This window comes from Streptomyces sp. RK9, from assembly GCF_045070545.1.
In the GTDB taxonomy this organism is placed as follows: Bacteria; Actinomycetota; Actinomycetes; order Streptomycetales; family Streptomycetaceae; genus Streptomyces; species Streptomyces alboflavus.
The window spans coordinates 1337150-1352156 of record NZ_CP173704.1; the positions used below are offsets into that span (position 1 = coordinate 1337150).

At 73.1% G+C, this 15007-nt stretch carries 13 protein-coding genes; 6 read left to right on the forward strand and 7 right to left on the reverse strand.

Annotation, left to right across the window (positions count from 1 at the left end; genetic code table 11):
- The first annotated feature begins 36 nt into the window (after positions 1 to 36).
- The 4 genes from AB6L24_RS26170 (at position 37) to AB6L24_RS26185 (ending at position 5124) form a co-directional block, all read left to right on the forward strand.
- Positions 37 to 1308: an aspartate kinase gene (locus tag AB6L24_RS26170; RefSeq protein WP_289947889.1), complete on the forward strand. Its 1272-nt coding sequence runs from the start codon at positions 37 to 39 to the stop codon at positions 1306 to 1308.
- Positions 1305 to 2366, forward strand: a complete 1062-nt coding sequence (locus tag AB6L24_RS26175) for an aspartate-semialdehyde dehydrogenase (RefSeq protein ID WP_405659067.1) — start codon at positions 1305 to 1307, stop codon at positions 2364 to 2366. The genes AB6L24_RS26170 and AB6L24_RS26175 overlap by 4 nt, the downstream gene beginning before the upstream one ends.
- Before the next feature lie 434 nt (positions 2367 to 2800).
- Complete coding sequence (locus AB6L24_RS26180; RefSeq protein ID WP_380842537.1) at positions 2801 to 3457, forward strand: SigE family RNA polymerase sigma factor; 657 nt, start codon at positions 2801 to 2803, stop codon at positions 3455 to 3457.
- The gene (locus AB6L24_RS26185) at positions 3454 to 5124 is read left to right on the forward strand and encodes a hypothetical protein (protein ID WP_405659069.1); all 1671 of its coding nucleotides are present in this window, start codon (positions 3454 to 3456) and stop codon (positions 5122 to 5124) included. The genes AB6L24_RS26180 and AB6L24_RS26185 overlap by 4 nt, the downstream gene beginning before the upstream one ends.
- 70 nt (positions 5125 to 5194) lie before the next feature.
- Here AB6L24_RS26185 and AB6L24_RS26190 read toward each other — a convergent pair whose 3' ends face one another.
- The 4 genes from AB6L24_RS26190 to AB6L24_RS26205 all read right to left on the reverse strand — a co-directional run bounded on the left by AB6L24_RS26190 (position 5195) and on the right by AB6L24_RS26205 (position 10223).
- Positions 5195 to 5965, reverse strand: a complete 771-nt coding sequence (locus tag AB6L24_RS26190) for an SURF1 family protein (protein ID WP_405659071.1) — start codon at positions 5963 to 5965, stop codon at positions 5195 to 5197.
- Positions 5966 to 6606: 641 nt separating this feature from the next.
- Entirely contained in the window at positions 6607 to 8520 is a 1914-nt protein-coding gene (locus AB6L24_RS26195; protein WP_405659073.1) for a S9 family peptidase, read from the reverse strand.
- A 105-nt stretch (positions 8521 to 8625) separates the two neighbouring features.
- Positions 8626 to 9168, reverse strand: coding sequence for a hypothetical protein (locus tag AB6L24_RS26200; protein WP_405659075.1), 543 nt, complete (start codon positions 9166 to 9168; stop codon positions 8626 to 8628).
- 326 nt (positions 9169 to 9494) lie between these two features.
- Positions 9495 to 10223, reverse strand: a complete 729-nt coding sequence (locus tag AB6L24_RS26205; RefSeq protein WP_405659077.1) for a DJ-1/PfpI family protein — start codon at positions 10221 to 10223, stop codon at positions 9495 to 9497.
- Between the two features lie 229 nt (positions 10224 to 10452).
- Here AB6L24_RS26205 and AB6L24_RS26210 point away from each other — a divergent pair, with 229 nt between their 5' ends.
- Positions 10453 to 12213 (forward strand): GAF domain-containing protein, encoded by a 1761-nt coding sequence (locus AB6L24_RS26210; protein ID WP_405659080.1) that lies wholly within the window; start codon positions 10453 to 10455, stop codon positions 12211 to 12213.
- A gap of 53 nt (positions 12214 to 12266) precedes the next feature.
- Here the strand turns inward: AB6L24_RS26210 and AB6L24_RS26215 are convergent, their stop codons facing one another.
- Positions 12267 to 12677: a RidA family protein gene (locus AB6L24_RS26215; RefSeq protein WP_405659083.1), complete on the reverse strand. Its 411-nt coding sequence runs from the start codon at positions 12675 to 12677 to the stop codon at positions 12267 to 12269.
- Between the two features lie 208 nt (positions 12678 to 12885).
- Entirely contained in the window at positions 12886 to 13665 is a 780-nt protein-coding gene (locus AB6L24_RS26220) for a response regulator (RefSeq protein WP_405659086.1), read from the reverse strand.
- A 604-nt stretch (positions 13666 to 14269) separates the two neighbouring features.
- Between AB6L24_RS26220 and AB6L24_RS26225 the strand changes: the two genes are divergently transcribed.
- Entirely contained in the window at positions 14270 to 14821 is a 552-nt protein-coding gene (locus AB6L24_RS26225) for a hypothetical protein (RefSeq protein ID WP_405659088.1), read from the forward strand.
- On the opposite strand, the gene AB6L24_RS26230 is transcribed toward AB6L24_RS26225, so the two are convergent.
- Positions 14757 to 14957, reverse strand: a complete 201-nt coding sequence (locus AB6L24_RS26230) for a DUF4287 domain-containing protein (protein ID WP_405659091.1) — start codon at positions 14955 to 14957, stop codon at positions 14757 to 14759. The two genes, AB6L24_RS26225 and AB6L24_RS26230, sit on opposite strands and share 65 nt — an antisense overlap.
- Between the last annotated feature and the right edge of the window lie 50 nt (positions 14958 to 15007).

Below are 15007 nucleotides of genomic sequence, written 5' to 3' on the forward strand. Positions count from 1 at the left end.
TGATGCGGAACGAGACGGACTGAGCGAGGAGCGCACGTGGGCCTTGTCGTGCAGAAGTACGGAGGCTCCTCCGTAGCCGATGCCGAGGGCATCAAGCGGGTCGCCAAGAGGATCGTCGACGCCAAGAAGAACGGCCACCAGGTCGTTGTCGTGGTGTCGGCGATGGGTGACACGACGGATGAGTTGATCGATCTCGCCGGACAGGTATCGCCGATTCCTGCCGGGCGCGAATTCGACATGCTGCTGACCGCAGGAGAGCGGATCTCCATGGCCCTCCTTGCCATGGCGATCAAAAACCTGGGCCACGCCGCCCAGTCGTTCACCGGCAGCCAGGCCGGTGTCATCACCGACTCGGTTCACAACAAAGCGCGCATCATCGATGTCACGCCCGGCCGCATCCGGACCTCGATCGACGAGGGCAACATCGCCATCGTCGCCGGGTTCCAGGGCGTCAGCCAGGAGGGCAAGAACATCACCACGCTGGGCCGCGGCGGCTCCGACACCACCGCTGTCGCCCTCGCCGCCGCGCTCGACGCGGAGGTCTGCGAGATCTACACGGACGTCGACGGTGTGTTCACCGCCGACCCGCGCGTCGTGAAGAAGGCGCGGAAGATCGAGTGGATCAGCTTTGAGGACATGCTGGAGCTCGCCAGCTCCGGGTCCAAGGTGCTGCTCCACCGCTGCGTGGAGTACGCCCGCCGTTACAACATCCCGATCCACGTGCGCTCGTCCTTCAGCGGACTGCAGGGCACCTGGGTCAGCAACGAACCGCAAGGGGACCGCAAGGTGGAGCAGGCCATCATCTCCGGTGTCGCGCACGACACGTCCGAGGCCAAGATCACGGTCGTGGGCGTCCCGGACAAGCCGGGCGAGGCCGCGTCGATCTTCCGGGCGATCGCCGACGCCGAGGTCAACATCGACATGGTCGTACAGAACGTGTCGGCCGCCTCGACGGGCCTGACCGACATCTCCTTCACGCTGCCGAAGACCGAGGGCCGCAAGGCCATCGACGCGCTGGAGAAGACCCGGGCCCAGGTCGGCTTCGACTCCCTGCGCTACGACGACCAGATCGCCAAGATCTCCCTCGTCGGCGCCGGCATGAAGACCAACCCCGGCGTCACGGCGACCTTCTTCGAGGCGCTCAGCGACGCGGGCGTGAACATCGAGCTGATCTCGACGTCCGAGATCCGCATCTCCGTGGTCACCCGCGCCGACGACGTGAACGAGGCCGTGCGCGCCGTGCACACCGCCTTCGGCCTCGACTCGGACTCCGACGAGGCCGTGGTCTATGGAGGCACCGGGCGATGAACCGCAAGCCGACGCTCGCGGTCGTCGGAGCGACCGGAGCCGTCGGCACGGTGATGCTCCAGATCCTGTCGCAGCACGCCGACATCTGGGGCGAGATCCGACTCGTCGCCTCACCGCGCTCGGCCGGCCGCAAGCTGGCCGTGCGCGGTGCGGAGGTCGAGGTCCTCGCGCTCAGCGAGGACGTCTTCGACGGCGTGGACGTCGCCATGTTCGACGTCCCCGTCGACGTGGCCGAGCAGTGGGCGCCCATCGCCGCGTCCCGCGGTGTCGTGGTCGTCGACAACTCCGCCGCCTTCCGGATGGACCCGGACGTCCCCCTGGTCGTCCCCGAGGTCAATCCGCACGCCGCCCGGCTCCGGCCGCGCGGCATCGTGGCCAACCCCAACTGCACCACCCTGTCGATGATGGTCGCCCTCGGCGCCCTGCACGCCGAGTTCGGCCTGCGCGAGCTGATCGTCTCCTCGTACCAGGCGGTGAGCGGGGCCGGGAAGGACGGCATCGACACCCTGCGGCGGCAGCTGAAGCTCGTCGCGGGCTCGGAGCTCGGCACCGGCCCCGGGGACGTCCGCAGGGCCGTGGGCGACGACACCGGGCCCTTCCCGGAGCCCGTCGCGCTGAACGTCGTGCCGTGGGTCGGCGCGCTCCGTGAGGACGGCTGGTCCTCGGAGGAGATGAAGGTCCGCGACGAGTCCCGCAAGATCCTCGGCCTGCCCGACCTGAAGGTCGCCGTCACCTGCGTCCGCGTGCCCGTCGTCACCACCCACTCGGTGACGGTGCACGCGCGCTTCGAGGACGAGGTGACCGTGGCGCACGCCCGCGAGATCCTGGCGACCGCGCCGGGCGTCGTGCTCTTCGACGACCCCGCCGCCGGTGAGTTCCCCACCCCCGCCGACGCCACGGGCACCGACCCGACGTGGGTCGGACGGCTGCGCCGCGCCCTCGACGACCCGACGGCGCTCGAATTCTTCGCGTGCGGGGACAACTTGCGCAAGGGCGCGGCCCTGAACACGACGCAGATCGCGGAGCTGATCGCGGGTGAGTTCACCGGCGGCGGCTGAGGGCGGGAGCCCGGAGCGGCGGAGTCGGCGGCCCGGAGCCGCGGAGGCGCTGCTTCCGCCGTCGTAGAGGCCTCCCGGAGCGGAACGCCCTGTAGGAACTGTGTAAGTTCTGTGTTCAATCCGATGGTCCAGACCGCTTGAACTGGGGCGTCTCCGCGTTCGAAGATTCGGCTTCCGCGTCGTGCAACCGCGACGGCGTGGCGCGCGTCTTCGCCGTCGCCCTCCAGTGGGCGGCCTGAAGCGCTGCGAAAAAGAATATGGGGCATAGGGGAAGAGCTGGTACGCATGGGGGCTTTTGATGCATCGTCGCGAGCGGTTCCCGCAACCGCGGCGCACGCCGCGACCACGGCGCCTGCGGCCCGCACCGGGCAGGCGATGCGGAACGCCACACCCGACGCGTACAACCCTGATGGGGGGAAGCGTGTCAAACAGGCGTGGCAGAGGTACTGGACTTCACAGCAGCGAGCGGCGCGGTGGCCTTGCGACCGCCCCGGCGCCCGCGCGTACCCGGCGGCATGCCGGTGATCGCCCCCATGCCCGCAGCGCGGCCCGCCCGCATCCCGACTCAGCGCGAGGGCGATGAGTTGAGCGTGACCGCGGGCACCACCGTCGACCATCTCACCGAGACCTACCGCGCCCACTACAGGTCGCTGCTCGGCCTCGCGGCGCTGCTCCTGGACGACACCGCCTCCTGCGAGGACGTCGTGCAGGAGGCGTTCATCCGCGTGCACTCGGCGCGCAAGCGCGTGCGCGACCCCGAGAAGACCCTGGCGTACCTCCGCCAGACCGTCGTCAACCTCTCCCGGTCCGCGCTGCGCCGCCGCATCCTCGGCCTGAAGCTGCTCACCAAGCCGATGCCGGACATGGCGAGCGCCGAGGAGGGGGCGTACGACCTCCTGGAGCGCGACGAGCTCATCAAGGCCATGCGCGGCCTGCAGCGCCGTCAGCGCGAGGTCCTCGTCCTGCGGTACTTCGCGGACATGACCGAGGCCCAGGTCGCCGAGACCCTCGGGATATCCCTCGGCTCGGTCAAGGCGTACGGCTCGCGGGGCATCGCCGCCCTGCGCGTCGCCATGGAGGCCCCGGCATGACGGACAGGGGACACCAGGGCAAGGAGAAGCTGGCCGCTTCGGACAAGCCGGGCGTGCGGGTCAGGCGGAGCTCGCTGACCAAGCCGAGTACGCGGGGTGCGCCGGGGAAGCCCGGCACGCGGGGCTCGCTGGAGAAGCCGAGCACGCCGAGTGCGCGGGGCTCGCTGGAGAAGCCGAGCGCACTGGACAAGCGGGACATGTACGAAGAGCGGGACGCCGGGCGCGCCCGCGGGCAAGACGCTGGGAACGGAACTGTGAAGCACGGGCCGAGCGGCAAGGGCCGCCCCGACCGCGGACTCGGCGTACTCGGCCTGATCGTGAGCGAATCCGGCGACGGCCCGCAGGAGGGCGCGTCGAGCGACGGCCCCGCCCGCGGCGGCGGCCCGGGCGGCAGCGCCCAGGGCGGCAGTGCGCAGGGCGGCAGTGCGCAGGGCAGTGGTGCCAAGGACGGCGGTGCCAAGGACGGCGGTGCCAAGGACGGCGGTGCCAAGGACGGCGGTGCCGAGGGTGGCGGCGCGGCCGGGGGCTCGGGCGGCGGTCCGCGCGGGACGGGGCCGGGCGGTGGCTCGGGCTCCGGTGGCTCGGGCGGTGGCCCCTTCGGCGGCGGCCCGTTCGGCGGCGGCCCCGACGACCACGACGACGCCGACGACGCCGACGGTCTGCACGGCGAGGAGCTGGCGCTGCGGCGCATGCTCCAGCAGGTCGTCCAGGAGATCCAGCCGGGCGACGCCGCCCTGGAGCGGCTGCGGCACGCGGTGCCCGCGCGCCGGGCCCGCAAGCGCCAGGCCCTCGTCGGCATGGCGGCGGCGGCGCTCCTCGTCGGCACGGCCATCCCGGCCCTCGTGCACGTCGCCGGGTCCGGCGGCGACTCGGACGCGCGGCCCTCCATCATCGGCGCGGGCAGCAACCAGCCCAGCCAGGAGGACACCGGCGGCAGCAAGGACCGCGACGAGCGCGGCAAGGGCGACAAAGTCAAGGACAAGGAAGACAAGAAGGACAAGAAGGAAGAGAAGGGCAAGGAGGGGAAGGGCAAGGACGGCAAGGACAAGGACGGCAAGCAGGGCGGCGCCACCGGCGGCCCCGACCCGACGGACGACGACACGGACGCCGTGTCCTCGCCCAGCTGCGACGCCGCCCAGCTCGGCGCCACGGGCTCCGTCGCCCCCGCCGAGGCCAACGGCACGGTCTACGGCACCTTCCGGATCTCCAACAACTCCGGCAACAGCTGCACCGTCAACTCGGCCGGCAGCGTCAACGCCGCGGCCCTGGGCGCGGCCGACCCCGCGAACGTGAACGTCGTCGACCACACGGCGGGCGACGCCGCGACCGGTCTGCCCGACCCGGCGCAGGAGTCCAGCGCGCTCGTCCTGAAGCCCGGCGCCTCGTACGAGGTGCGGTTCGCCTTCGTCCCCTCGGGGACCTGTCCGTCCGACGGCGGCGACCCCTCGCCCAACCCCACGCCCAGCGACAGCGGCGGCGGCAGCAGTGGTTCCGAGAGCGGTGCTCCGGACGGCACGACGACGCAGCTGGCCCGGGACGAGGGCACGGAGGACGGCAAGGTCGCCGTGTCCCTGACGGCCGAGCCGGGCTCGCCCTCCGCGGGTGCGACGGTGCCCAACGCGTGTGCGGGGACCGTGTACAAGACCGGGGTGCTCGCGGCGCAGTGACGCGCGCGGTGTGTGTGGTGACACGTGCCGGGCGCCCCATGGGGCTCCTCGGCACGCGAGGGTGTCCGGGTTACGCCTCCGTGGCGTCCGGTACGAGTCCCAGCTCGGCGTCCCGTGCGAGTTCCCGGTCGCGGCGGAACAGCCGGAACCACATGAACACCAGGAAGCCCGCGAAGACGAACCACTCGCCGGTGTAGCCGAGGTTCTGGAAGGCCTTCATGCTCAGGCCCGAGTCCTCCGGGGCCGTCGCGGGCACCGGCGTCAGCGGCCCCGTGCCCCGGTCGAGCGTGACCCACGCGTCGTACAGGTCGTCCGGGACCATGTTCACCAGCGACGCCGCGCTGATCATGCCCACCTGGCCGGACGGGAGGCCGCCCGCCGTGGTCACGCCGTTCGAGCTCCGGCTCTCCGAGGCCTGGAGCGCGCCGGTGACCGTGACCTCGCCCTTCGGTGGTGCCGGAGCCTTCTTCGCGTCCGCCGTCCCGGGCAGCCAGCCCCGCACCACCGGCAGTGACCTGCCGCCGTCGGTCCGCAGCATCGTCAGGACGTAGAACCCGCTCTTGTCGTCCAACTCCCGGTCCGGAACGAGCAGTTGCCTGCCCCAGCGGCCGGTCGCCGTCGCCGTCTCGCCCGAGGTCTTCCGGTCCACCGGCAGCAGGGACGTCAGCGGGCGGGCCGCGCCCGTGTCCGTGGTCGCCTGCCGTTCGGCGTCCTTGTGGTCCTGTACGCGGTCCTCGAAGCGGGTGAGCTGCCAGGAGCCCATGAAGAGGCATACGGGGATCGCCAGGGCGACGAAGAGGTTGATGCCCCACCAGCGGGGCGTCAGCAGGAACCGGTACACACCCCCACCGTACGGCCGCCCGGCCGCGGCCCCGCCCCCGGGGTGGGCGTCCCCACGCCTGGCCCTGCCCTCCCCCGCTACGGCCCTCCCCCGCTACGGCGCTCCCCCGCTACGGCGCTCCGCCCCTCGCCCTCAACCGCCGGACAGGCTCTCTCCCACCCACCCGCCCCAACTCGCACCGGCCCACCCGACAGCCCGGCACCCTCAGCCCCGGACGGGCTTTTTCCCACCCGCCCGCCCCCACCATTGCTTCGGCTGAGCAGCAGCCCGGCACCGTCAGCCCTGCCGGGGTCACCCCCGTATCGCGCTGCGCGCTCGTCCTCAAGCGCCGGACCGGCTTTCTCCCACCCACCCGCCCCCACCATGCGTTCGACCCGGCAGTCGGCACCTTCAGGACCGCCCCGCCCCGCCCCGCACCCTTCAGCCCGCCCCGGCGAAGTATTCAGCCCGCCCGGCGAAGTTTTCAGCCCGCCTCGGGGAAGTTTTCAGCCCGTCCGGCGTTTGAGGACGAGGCGCGGAGCGCCGATCGGGGGTGCGCCGTCTCACGGCAAGGGGACACCTACCCCCGGGGTCCGGGGCGGAGCCACGGTTTCGGGAAGGGGTGGGGTTGGGGTGCCCCCGGCAGGGACGCCGCCCCCCCGCTACCCCAGATGCCGCCCCGCGAAGTCCAGCTCAAGGGCCACCTGCTTGATTCGCTCGTCCACGACGAGGGAGCCATGGCCGGCGTCGTAGCGATAGACCTCGTGGACGGCCCCGCGGGCGGCGAGGCGGTCGACGTAGTTCTCGACCTGGCGGATCGGACAGCGGGGGTCGTTCACCCCGGCGGAGATGTAGACGGGCACCTTGACGGAGTCGACGTAGGTGAGGGGGGAGGAGGCGGAGAAGCGGTCGGGGACCTCTTCGGGGGTGCCGCCGAAGAAGGTGCGGTCGATGGCCTTCAGGGCCTCCATCTCGTCGTGGTAGGCGGTCACGTAGTCGGCGACGGGGACGGCGGCGAGCCCGAGGGCCCACGCGTCGGGCTGCGTACCGAGCCCGAGGAGGGTGAGATAGCCGCCCCAGGAGCCGCCGGAGAGGACGAGGCGGTCGGGGTCGGCGAGCCCGGACGCGACGGCCCACTCGCGGACGGCGGCGATGTCCTCCAGCTCGATGAGGCCGACGCGGTGCTTGAGGGCGTCGGTCCACTCGCGGCCGTACCCGGTGGAGCCGCGGTAGTTGACGCGGACGACCGCGTACCCGTGGTCGACCCAGGCGGCGGGCCCGGCGGCGAAGGAGTCGCTGTCGTGCCAGGTGGGCCCGCCGTGCACCTCGAAGACGGTGGGCAGAGGACCGCTCGCGCCCGCGGGCTTCTGGACGAGGGCGTGGATGCGGCCGCCGGGCCCGTCCACCCACACGTCCTCGACGGGTACGGACCGCGGCGCCTTCATGCCGGGCGGGTCCAGGACGACCTTGCCGGAGGTGGAGCGCAGGACGGGCGGCTCGGCGGCGGACGACCACATGTACTCGACGGTGCCGTCGGGGCGGACGGTGGCGCCGGAGACGGAGCCGCGGGGGGTCTCGACCCGGGTCAGCTCCCGTCCCGCGAGGTCGTACCGCCACAGGTCGCCGCGGGCCTCGAAGCCGTGCCCGACGAGCAGCGCGGAGCCGTCCGGATACCACTCGGCGGAGACGTCGCCGGGCAGGTCGAGGGCGAGGTCGGTCTGCTCGCCCGTGGCCACGTCCCAGACCATCGGCTCCCAGCGGCCGCGGCGCTGGTGGCCCACCAGGAGGCGGGTGTCGCCGTCGACCGGCGCGAAGCCGAGGACCTCGAGGCCCAGCTCGACCGTGCCGCCCTCGCTGTCGTCGAGCTCGGCGACGGTCGAGCCGTCGGTGCGCACGACGCGCAGCGCGGGGTGCATCGCGTCGCCGTGCTCCGTGTGCTCGATGGCGATGAGGGTGCCGTCGTGGGAGAGGTCGCCGAGGCCCGCGGACTCGCGGTGGCGGTAGATCTCGGTGGGCGCCTCGCCGGGGGCGGCGTCGGCGCGGACGACGTGGATCGTGGTGCCGACCTCGTCCGTGGAGCGGCCCACGACGACCGTGCGCCCGTCGCGGCCGATGGCGAGGCCCGCCGGATACGACGGCTCCAGGCCCGGCACCGCGGGCTCGTCCGTGCCGCCGCCGTCGAAGGGCTGGCGCATCCACACGCCGAACTCGTCGCCGTCCTTGTCGTTGAACCACCAGATCCAGCGGCCGTCCGGCGCGAGCAGGCCGTCCGTCGTGCCGTTCGGCCGGTCGGTGACCTGGCGCTGCTCGCCCGTGGCGCGGTCCCACGCGTACAGCTCGTACGTCCCTGTGGCGTTCGACACGAACAGGCAGTGGTCGGGGGCGTCCTCGGCCCAGTCCGGCAGGGAGACGCGGGGCGCGCGGAAGCGCTTCTCCCAGTCGGGCGTCGACCCCGTCCCGGACGGCGACGCCCCCGTCCCCGACGACGTGGTCACGGACGACGTCGTGCCCTCGCCCTCACCCGGCCCTGCGTTCGGCTGCGTACCCGCGTTCGGCTGCGTACCCGTGTCACTCATGGCCCCATAGTGCCTGGCCGGGGCGTCCGCCCGCTGGCGAGGGTCCCCAGCCTGTGGATAACTTTCCGGACGGGCCCGCCCGCCCGGTCGGTCCGCTCAGCCCTGTCAGCCCGGTCCCGGCCGCAGCCACGCCTCCCGCTGCGGCGGCCCGAACTCGCCCAGCTTGGTGTACGACCAGGCGCGGAGCACCTCGTGGGCGACCCCGTCCCCGGGCGGCACCGCGGCGACGACGACGTCGGTCGTGTGCCGGGACAGCAGGAGGTCCCGCAGCCGGGTGGCCACGCCCTCCAGACGGTAGTCCGGCAGGACCATCAGCTCCGTGAGCACGAAGAGGCGGCCCACCGCGGCGCGCCCGGCCGCGTCGGCGGGCAGCACGTCCCGCAGGGACTCCAGGAGCGCGCTGCCCCGGGTGCCCCGGAACCCGTACAGACAACCGGCGAGCACCGCACCGGAGTCGGCCGTCACCATGTCGAAGTCGGGCTCCTGGACGTGCCGTTCGAACCGCTCCAGGAACGCCTTCCGGTCGGCGCCGCCGGGCTCACCGGTCCCGCCCGGCGGCCCGTAGCACTCCACGTACACGTTCGCGATCGACTCGCGCTGCTGCTCCGCCTGCCACCGAGTCAGCCGTCGCAAGAACACCTCAGTCATCCACGCCTCCCACCCCGCGCCCCGCGACCCCGAGCCGCCCCGCCCCGCGCGCCGCACCTGGACTCCGCATGGTGACACCACACGACCGCTCGCGGAACTACGCGCGAACGACGAGCTGCGGGCAGTACGCGCCGAGTTCGCGCCCGGGCGCGCGCTGAGGCTCGTACGCGGCGGCCCTCGACGCGGACGGATCGGCACACGGGTCGGCACACGGGTCGGTACGCGTATCAGCACATGGGCCGGTACGCGGATCGGTACGCGGGGTCGGTACGCGGATCGGTACGCGGATCGGCGCCGACACGCTCCCGCCGACAGCCCCCCCCACCTCACGTCCGCAGCACCGTCCCCCTCCGCTCGAACTCCATCAGCGCCTCCACCTGCCCGGCCGGTGCCGTCCCGAGCGCCCGCTCCAGGAGCCACAGCGAACCGTCGATCCCGGAGCTGACCCCGCCCGCGCAGACCAGGTTCCCGTCGTCGACGACGCGGGCGTCGCGGACGTCGGCGCCCCGCTCGCGCAGGTAGTCCTTCGCGCGGTGGTGCGTGGTGCAGGGGCGGTCGCCGATGACGCCGGCCGCGTGCAGCACGATCACGCCGGTGCAGACGCCGAGCAGGGTGAGGTCGGGCCGGACGGCGTCCCGCAGGGCGCGGGTCAGGCGGCCCTTCTTGATCTCGGCCCAGATCCCGGCGCCGTCCCGCTGCGCGAAGCCGCCGCCGGGCACGACGATCACGTCGGCCGCGTCCGGGTCCCAGGCGCCGACGTCCGTCACGCGCGTACCGAAGCGGCCGGTGAAGCCGCCCGGGCCGCCGCTCGTGACCAGTTCCGTCTCGACCCGCTGCCCGACGGAGCGCGCGGCGCCGAAGACCTCCAGGGGACCGGCGAAGTCCAGCTCCTCGACGCCGTCGAAGACGACGATGTGCACGCGCAGCGGACCCGGCCCGCGCCCCTCCTGTCGCCGCTCGCGCGCCGCGGCGCTCACCACGCCCCCCGCGCCCCACGCCGTCGCCCCCGCCGCCCCCACGGCGGCCGTCGACCTCAGCAGACCCCTGCGGTCCATCCCGGCCCTCCTCGCTCCCGCGGCCGTCGCCGCCGTCCTCGCTCTTGTTCAACTCCCGTACGGGTGTGGACAGTTGGTCGTGCGGTACGCCGATGGGGTTCCCGTCGTCCGGAAGATTCCGGTGGGGGAGCCAAGCATGTGAAGAACCTCCACGCAGCGCCACGCACCGGCTACGGTGAGCGTCTGGACGCGGGGCGGTGAGCGCACGTCTGCTCGGGCGGAGGAGCTGATGGGCCAACAGCGGGCGGACGCAGGTCAGTTGACGCGGCTGCGCCTCGACGAACTGCTTGAGGAGCTGGCCGCGCGGATCAGCACCGTCCGCGGCACCCGCGACCGGCTGCACAGCCTCCTGGAGGCGGTGCTCTCGGTCGGCAGGGAGCTGGACCTGGCCCAGGTGCTCAGACGCATCGTGGAGACGGCGGTCGCCCTCGTCGACGCCGAGTACGGAGCGCTCGGCGTGATCGGCCAGGGCCGCATGCTGGACGAGTTCCTGCCCGTCGGCATCAGCGAGGAACTGCGCGCCGAGATCGGCGACCTGCCCTCCGGGCACGGCCTGCTCGGCGAGCTGATCCGCAACCCGCAGCCGCTGCGCCTCGCGGAGCTGTCCGACCACCCCGCGTCGTCCGGCTTCCCGCCGCACCACCCGCCGATGCACTCGTTCCTGGGCGTCCCCATCCGCGTACGGGACACGGTCTTCGGCAACATCTACCTGACCGGCAAGCACGGCGGCGCGGAGTTCGACGCCGAGGACGAGTCGGTGCTCTCCACCCTCGCGGTCGCGGCCGGGGTGGCCGTCGAGAACGCCCGCCTGTACGAGGAGGCACGGCTGCGCGAGCGCTGGCTGCAGGCGAGCGCGGAGGTCACCAGCGCGGTCCTCTCGGGCGCGCCGGAGGCACAGGTCCTCGAGCTGATGGTGGAGCGGGCCCGGGAGATCACGTCCGCCGACCTCGGCGTGATCGAACTCGTGCGGGGCGAGGGCGAGTTACGGGTCGAGATCGCCCTCGGCCTGGGCGCCGAGGCGCACCGCGGCGCCACCCTGCCGCGCGAGGGCTCGTTCGCGGGGGCCGCGCTGGACGCCCAGGCCCTGGTGTCCGCGTCGGATGTGCGCAAGGACGCCCGGGTGACGTTCAAGGCCGACCGCTGGGAGGGGCTCGGCGCCGCCGTCGCCGTTCCGATGAGCACGCGCGACGACGTGCGCGGGGTCCTGGTGCTCGCCCGCAGCAGCGGCCGCCCCGGCTTCTCGGAGGCCGAGACGACCCCCCTGATCGGCTTCGCGGGCCAGGCCGCGCTCGCCCTGGAACTCGCCGACCGGCGCCGCGACGCCGAGCAGATGAGCCTCCTGGAGGACCGCGACCGCATCGCCCGCGACCTGCACGACCTGGCGATCCAGCGGCTGTTCGCGACCGGCATGACGCTGCAGAGCGTGCAGCGGTTCGTGGAGCACCCGGGCGCCGCCGAGCGGCTGCGCAGGGCCGTGGACGACCTCGACGCCACCATCAAGATCATCCGCTCCACCATCTTCGGCCTGCGCGACCACGAGGCGCCCGGCGGCGCGGCCGGGCTGCGGGTCCGCACGGTCCGCGCGATCGAGGACGCGGCCGCCGCCCTCGGCTTCACGCCCGCCCTGCGCATGGAGGGTCTGGTCGACACCGACGTCCCCCGCGCGGTCGCCGACGACGTGGTCGCCGTCCTCAACGAAGCCCTCTCCAACGTCGCCCGGCACGCCCGCGCCCGCCGGGCCGAGGTCTCTCTGGTCGTACGCAAAGGGGTGCTCGAACTGGCGGTCGTGGACGACGGGGTGGGGATCGAGGCGGGGGCGGGGCAGGCCGCCGGGGCCGGAGTCGGGGTCGGGGCCGAGGCCGGGGCCGAGCGGGGCGCGGGGCTGCGGAACCTCGCCGAGCGGGCCGAGCGGCTCGGGGGCGAGCTGGTGGTGCGGGCGGGGGAGCGGAGGGGGACGCGGTTGGAGTGGCGGGTGCCGGTGGCGGGGTAGGGCCGGGGGCGGCCGTACCCCGCCCGATGTCACCCCTGGCCGGACGGACGGCCTCAGCGCACGAGCCCGATCGCCTCGATCTCGATCATCCACTCCGGGTCGGCGAGCGAGGACACCTCCACGAACGACTCCGCGAGGTGCGGCTTGTCGGGGAAGTGCTCGGCGCGCAGCTCCGCGAAGACGTCCTGCCGGGCTATGTCGGTGACGAACACGGTGGCCTTGACCACGTCGGCGAGGCTGGAGCCCGCGTTCGTGAGGACGGTCGACAGGTTCGCGAGCGCCTGCCGGGCCTGCGCCTCGAAGTCCCCGGCGCCGACGGTGGCGCCCTGCGCGTCGATCGGGGCCTGGCCGGAGGTGAAGACCAGGTTGCCGACGCGGACGCCGAGGGAGATGCCCGCGGACTCGTACCAGTCGGGGTCGGCGGTGACGCGTACGCGCTCGGCGGCGGGCTTGGCAGTGGACATGCTGATGACACTCCTTCGGGACGGTGGCGTGATCCATGCGGGACAGCCATGGAGTGCCTTGATCCATTCCCGGGGGGGGCGGCAAGGTTCTGGCCCGCCCCGGCACAGTCCTAGCCCGTCCGGCGTTTGAGGACGAGGCGCGGAGCGCCGATGAGCGGGGGCCAGGGGGCGTAGCCCCCGTTCGGGAAGGGGCGGGGCCGGGGTGGGCTCACCGGCCAGGCCGCCCCTGCGACGGCGGCGCCCCGGGCCCAGCCTGGGCCCGATCACCCAGCGGAGCGACCTGCGCGGCGATGACGGCGGCCTGCACCCGCCGTTCGACGCCCAGCTTGGCCAGCATCCGGGAGATGTGGTTCTTCACGGTCTTCTCGGAGAGATACAGCTTCCCGCCGATCTGGCGGTTGGTGAGTCCCTCCCCGATGAGCGCGAGGATGGCACGCTCGCGCTCGTTGAGGACGGAGAGCCGGGCGTCCTCGGGCGGCAGTTCGCTCTCCGGGCCGCGCAGCGACCGCATCAGCCGGGCGGTCGTGGCCGGGTCGAGCAACGACTGCCCCGATGCGACGGTCCGCACCGCCGTCACCAGGTCGGATCCCTTGATCTGTTTGAGTACGTAGCCCGCCGCGCCCGCCATGATGGCGTCGAGCAGCGCGTCCTCGTCGTCGAACGAGGTGAGCATCAGACACGCCAGCCCCGGCATGAGCGCGCGCAGTTCACGGCAGACGGTGATGCCGTTCCCGTCGGGCAGGCGGACGTCGAGGACGGCGACGTCGGGCCGCAGCGCGGGTCCCCTGGCCAGCGCCTGCTCCCCGCTCGCGGCCTCCCCGACCACCTCGATCCCGGGCTCGCCGCCGAGCAGGTCGCGCAGCCCGCGCCGGACGACTTCGTGGTCGTCGAGGAGGAAGACGCGGATGGGGCGTGGCGGGGTGCCGGGTTCGGCGGGTTCGCCGGGGTCGGTGGGGGCAGGGTCCGGTGCTGCGGCAGTGCTGTCCATGTCTACCCCTTGGTCGGCCCGGGCGTGTCCATCGGTCTGCCGGTCGGCGGCTCTGCCACGCGGAGGGGGCGCCGGTGCCCGTGTCCGTGCCCGTACGGCAGGGCATTCATGTCCGTACGGGGGCGGTGAACCGTGCCCCTTCGAGGGTGACGGTAAGGGCTTGCTCCCTGCCAGGGGCCGAACGGCCCGGCAGGGCCCGGACGCAGGGGCCGAGCGGCCCCGTACGAGGGCCACTCGGCCCTCGCGCAACGCGCCCCGCACCGGGCATTGTTGAGTACGGAACAACCCTCGACACGGGATTCCGGTGCCGCAGCGGAGCCGCACTCCGCCGCACCGGGTCCGTTCCGGTGCGGCATGGCTGAGTACATGTCCAGCGACCACCGCACCCGCCTGCGCGGCCGCAGGGGAGCGGCCGCGCAGGCGCATCGAGCCCCCGCGCGCTGAAGCGGTACGCATGCCGCGACTCGGGACATTTCCTGCCCTGGTAGATTCCCAGCCACCCACCGATATTCGGACAACAGCCCGGAATCGGAACGCGCGCACGGACCATGCGCGCGGGACACGCACTCGGTGGGATCCAGGCAGGGCGAGCAAGCGGGGGAACATGTCCACGGATCCGATGGCCGGCCACAACGTCATCTCGCTCATGGGCATCGTGTTCGTGGCGGGGGCGCTGGCCGTGGGCCTGACGGCGTACGCGACGATCACGCTGGTACGCATGGCCACGGGCCGCACACACGCGGCGAGCGCGCCCCCCGCACAGCCCCGCACCCTCCCGGCCCTCCGCACCCTCCCTGCCCTCCGCGCCACGGCGTCCCTGGCCGGCGCGGGCGCCCTGGCCGTCTACGCCCGGGGAGCCCTGAGCCTGCTCGCCTTCGACGACACGGAGGCGGGCCCGGCCTGCGTCCGGGCGGAGGACCCGGCCGACGTGACGACGATCGACCGCTACAGCGCCACGTACATCCCGCTGCGCTTCGGCTGCCACGCGGCGGACGGCACGACGTACTCGGTGGGCGTGCCCGAGTACGTCAATCCGGCGGCGCTGACGCTGACGATCACGGCCGCGGTGCTTGCGGGGGCGGCGGCCGCGCTCACCTCCGGGCGTGGGCTACCAGCGCGTTGGCGTGCCCGTGCCCGAGACCGTGCTCGTCCTTGAGCCACTTCACGAGCTCCATGTGCTTGCTCAGCTCGGACCCCCGAATGAGCTCCACCCACTCGGCGACGGGCCGCCCGTACTTCGCCTCGATCGAAGGAAAGTAGCTGGCGGGCCCCTTCACAGCGGCAGCAGACATCTCAACGCCCTCCCTGGGTCTCACGTTTGGTCTTGTTGCTGGTTGGACCG

What these genes read in the sequence shown, in the direction of transcription:
- AB6L24_RS26175 (WP_405659067.1), top strand. Translation starts at nt 1,305, where the DNA reads ATGAACCGCAAGCCGACGCTCGCGGTCGTCGGAGCGACCGGAGCCGTC.
- AB6L24_RS26185 (WP_405659069.1), top strand. Translation starts at nt 3,454, where the DNA reads ATGACGGACAGGGGACACCAGGGCAAGGAGAAGCTGGCCGCTTCGGAC.
- AB6L24_RS26195 (WP_405659073.1), bottom strand. Translation starts at nt 8,520, where the DNA reads ATGAGTGACACGGGTACGCAGCCGAACGCGGGTACGCAGCCGAACGCA.
- AB6L24_RS26200 (WP_405659075.1), bottom strand. Translation starts at nt 9,168, where the DNA reads ATGACTGAGGTGTTCTTGCGACGGCTGACTCGGTGGCAGGCGGAGCAG.
- AB6L24_RS26205 (WP_405659077.1), bottom strand. Translation starts at nt 10,223, where the DNA reads ATGGACCGCAGGGGTCTGCTGAGGTCGACGGCCGCCGTGGGGGCGGCG.
- AB6L24_RS26210 (WP_405659080.1), top strand. Translation starts at nt 10,453, where the DNA reads ATGGGCCAACAGCGGGCGGACGCAGGTCAGTTGACGCGGCTGCGCCTC.
- AB6L24_RS26215 (WP_405659083.1), bottom strand. Translation starts at nt 12,677, where the DNA reads ATGTCCACTGCCAAGCCCGCCGCCGAGCGCGTACGCGTCACCGCCGAC.
- AB6L24_RS26220 (WP_405659086.1), bottom strand. Translation starts at nt 13,665, where the DNA reads ATGGACAGCACTGCCGCAGCACCGGACCCTGCCCCCACCGACCCCGGC.
- AB6L24_RS26225 (WP_405659088.1), top strand. Translation starts at nt 14,270, where the DNA reads ATGTCCACGGATCCGATGGCCGGCCACAACGTCATCTCGCTCATGGGC.
- AB6L24_RS26230 (WP_405659091.1), bottom strand. Translation starts at nt 14,957, where the DNA reads ATGTCTGCTGCCGCTGTGAAGGGGCCCGCCAGCTACTTTCCTTCGATC.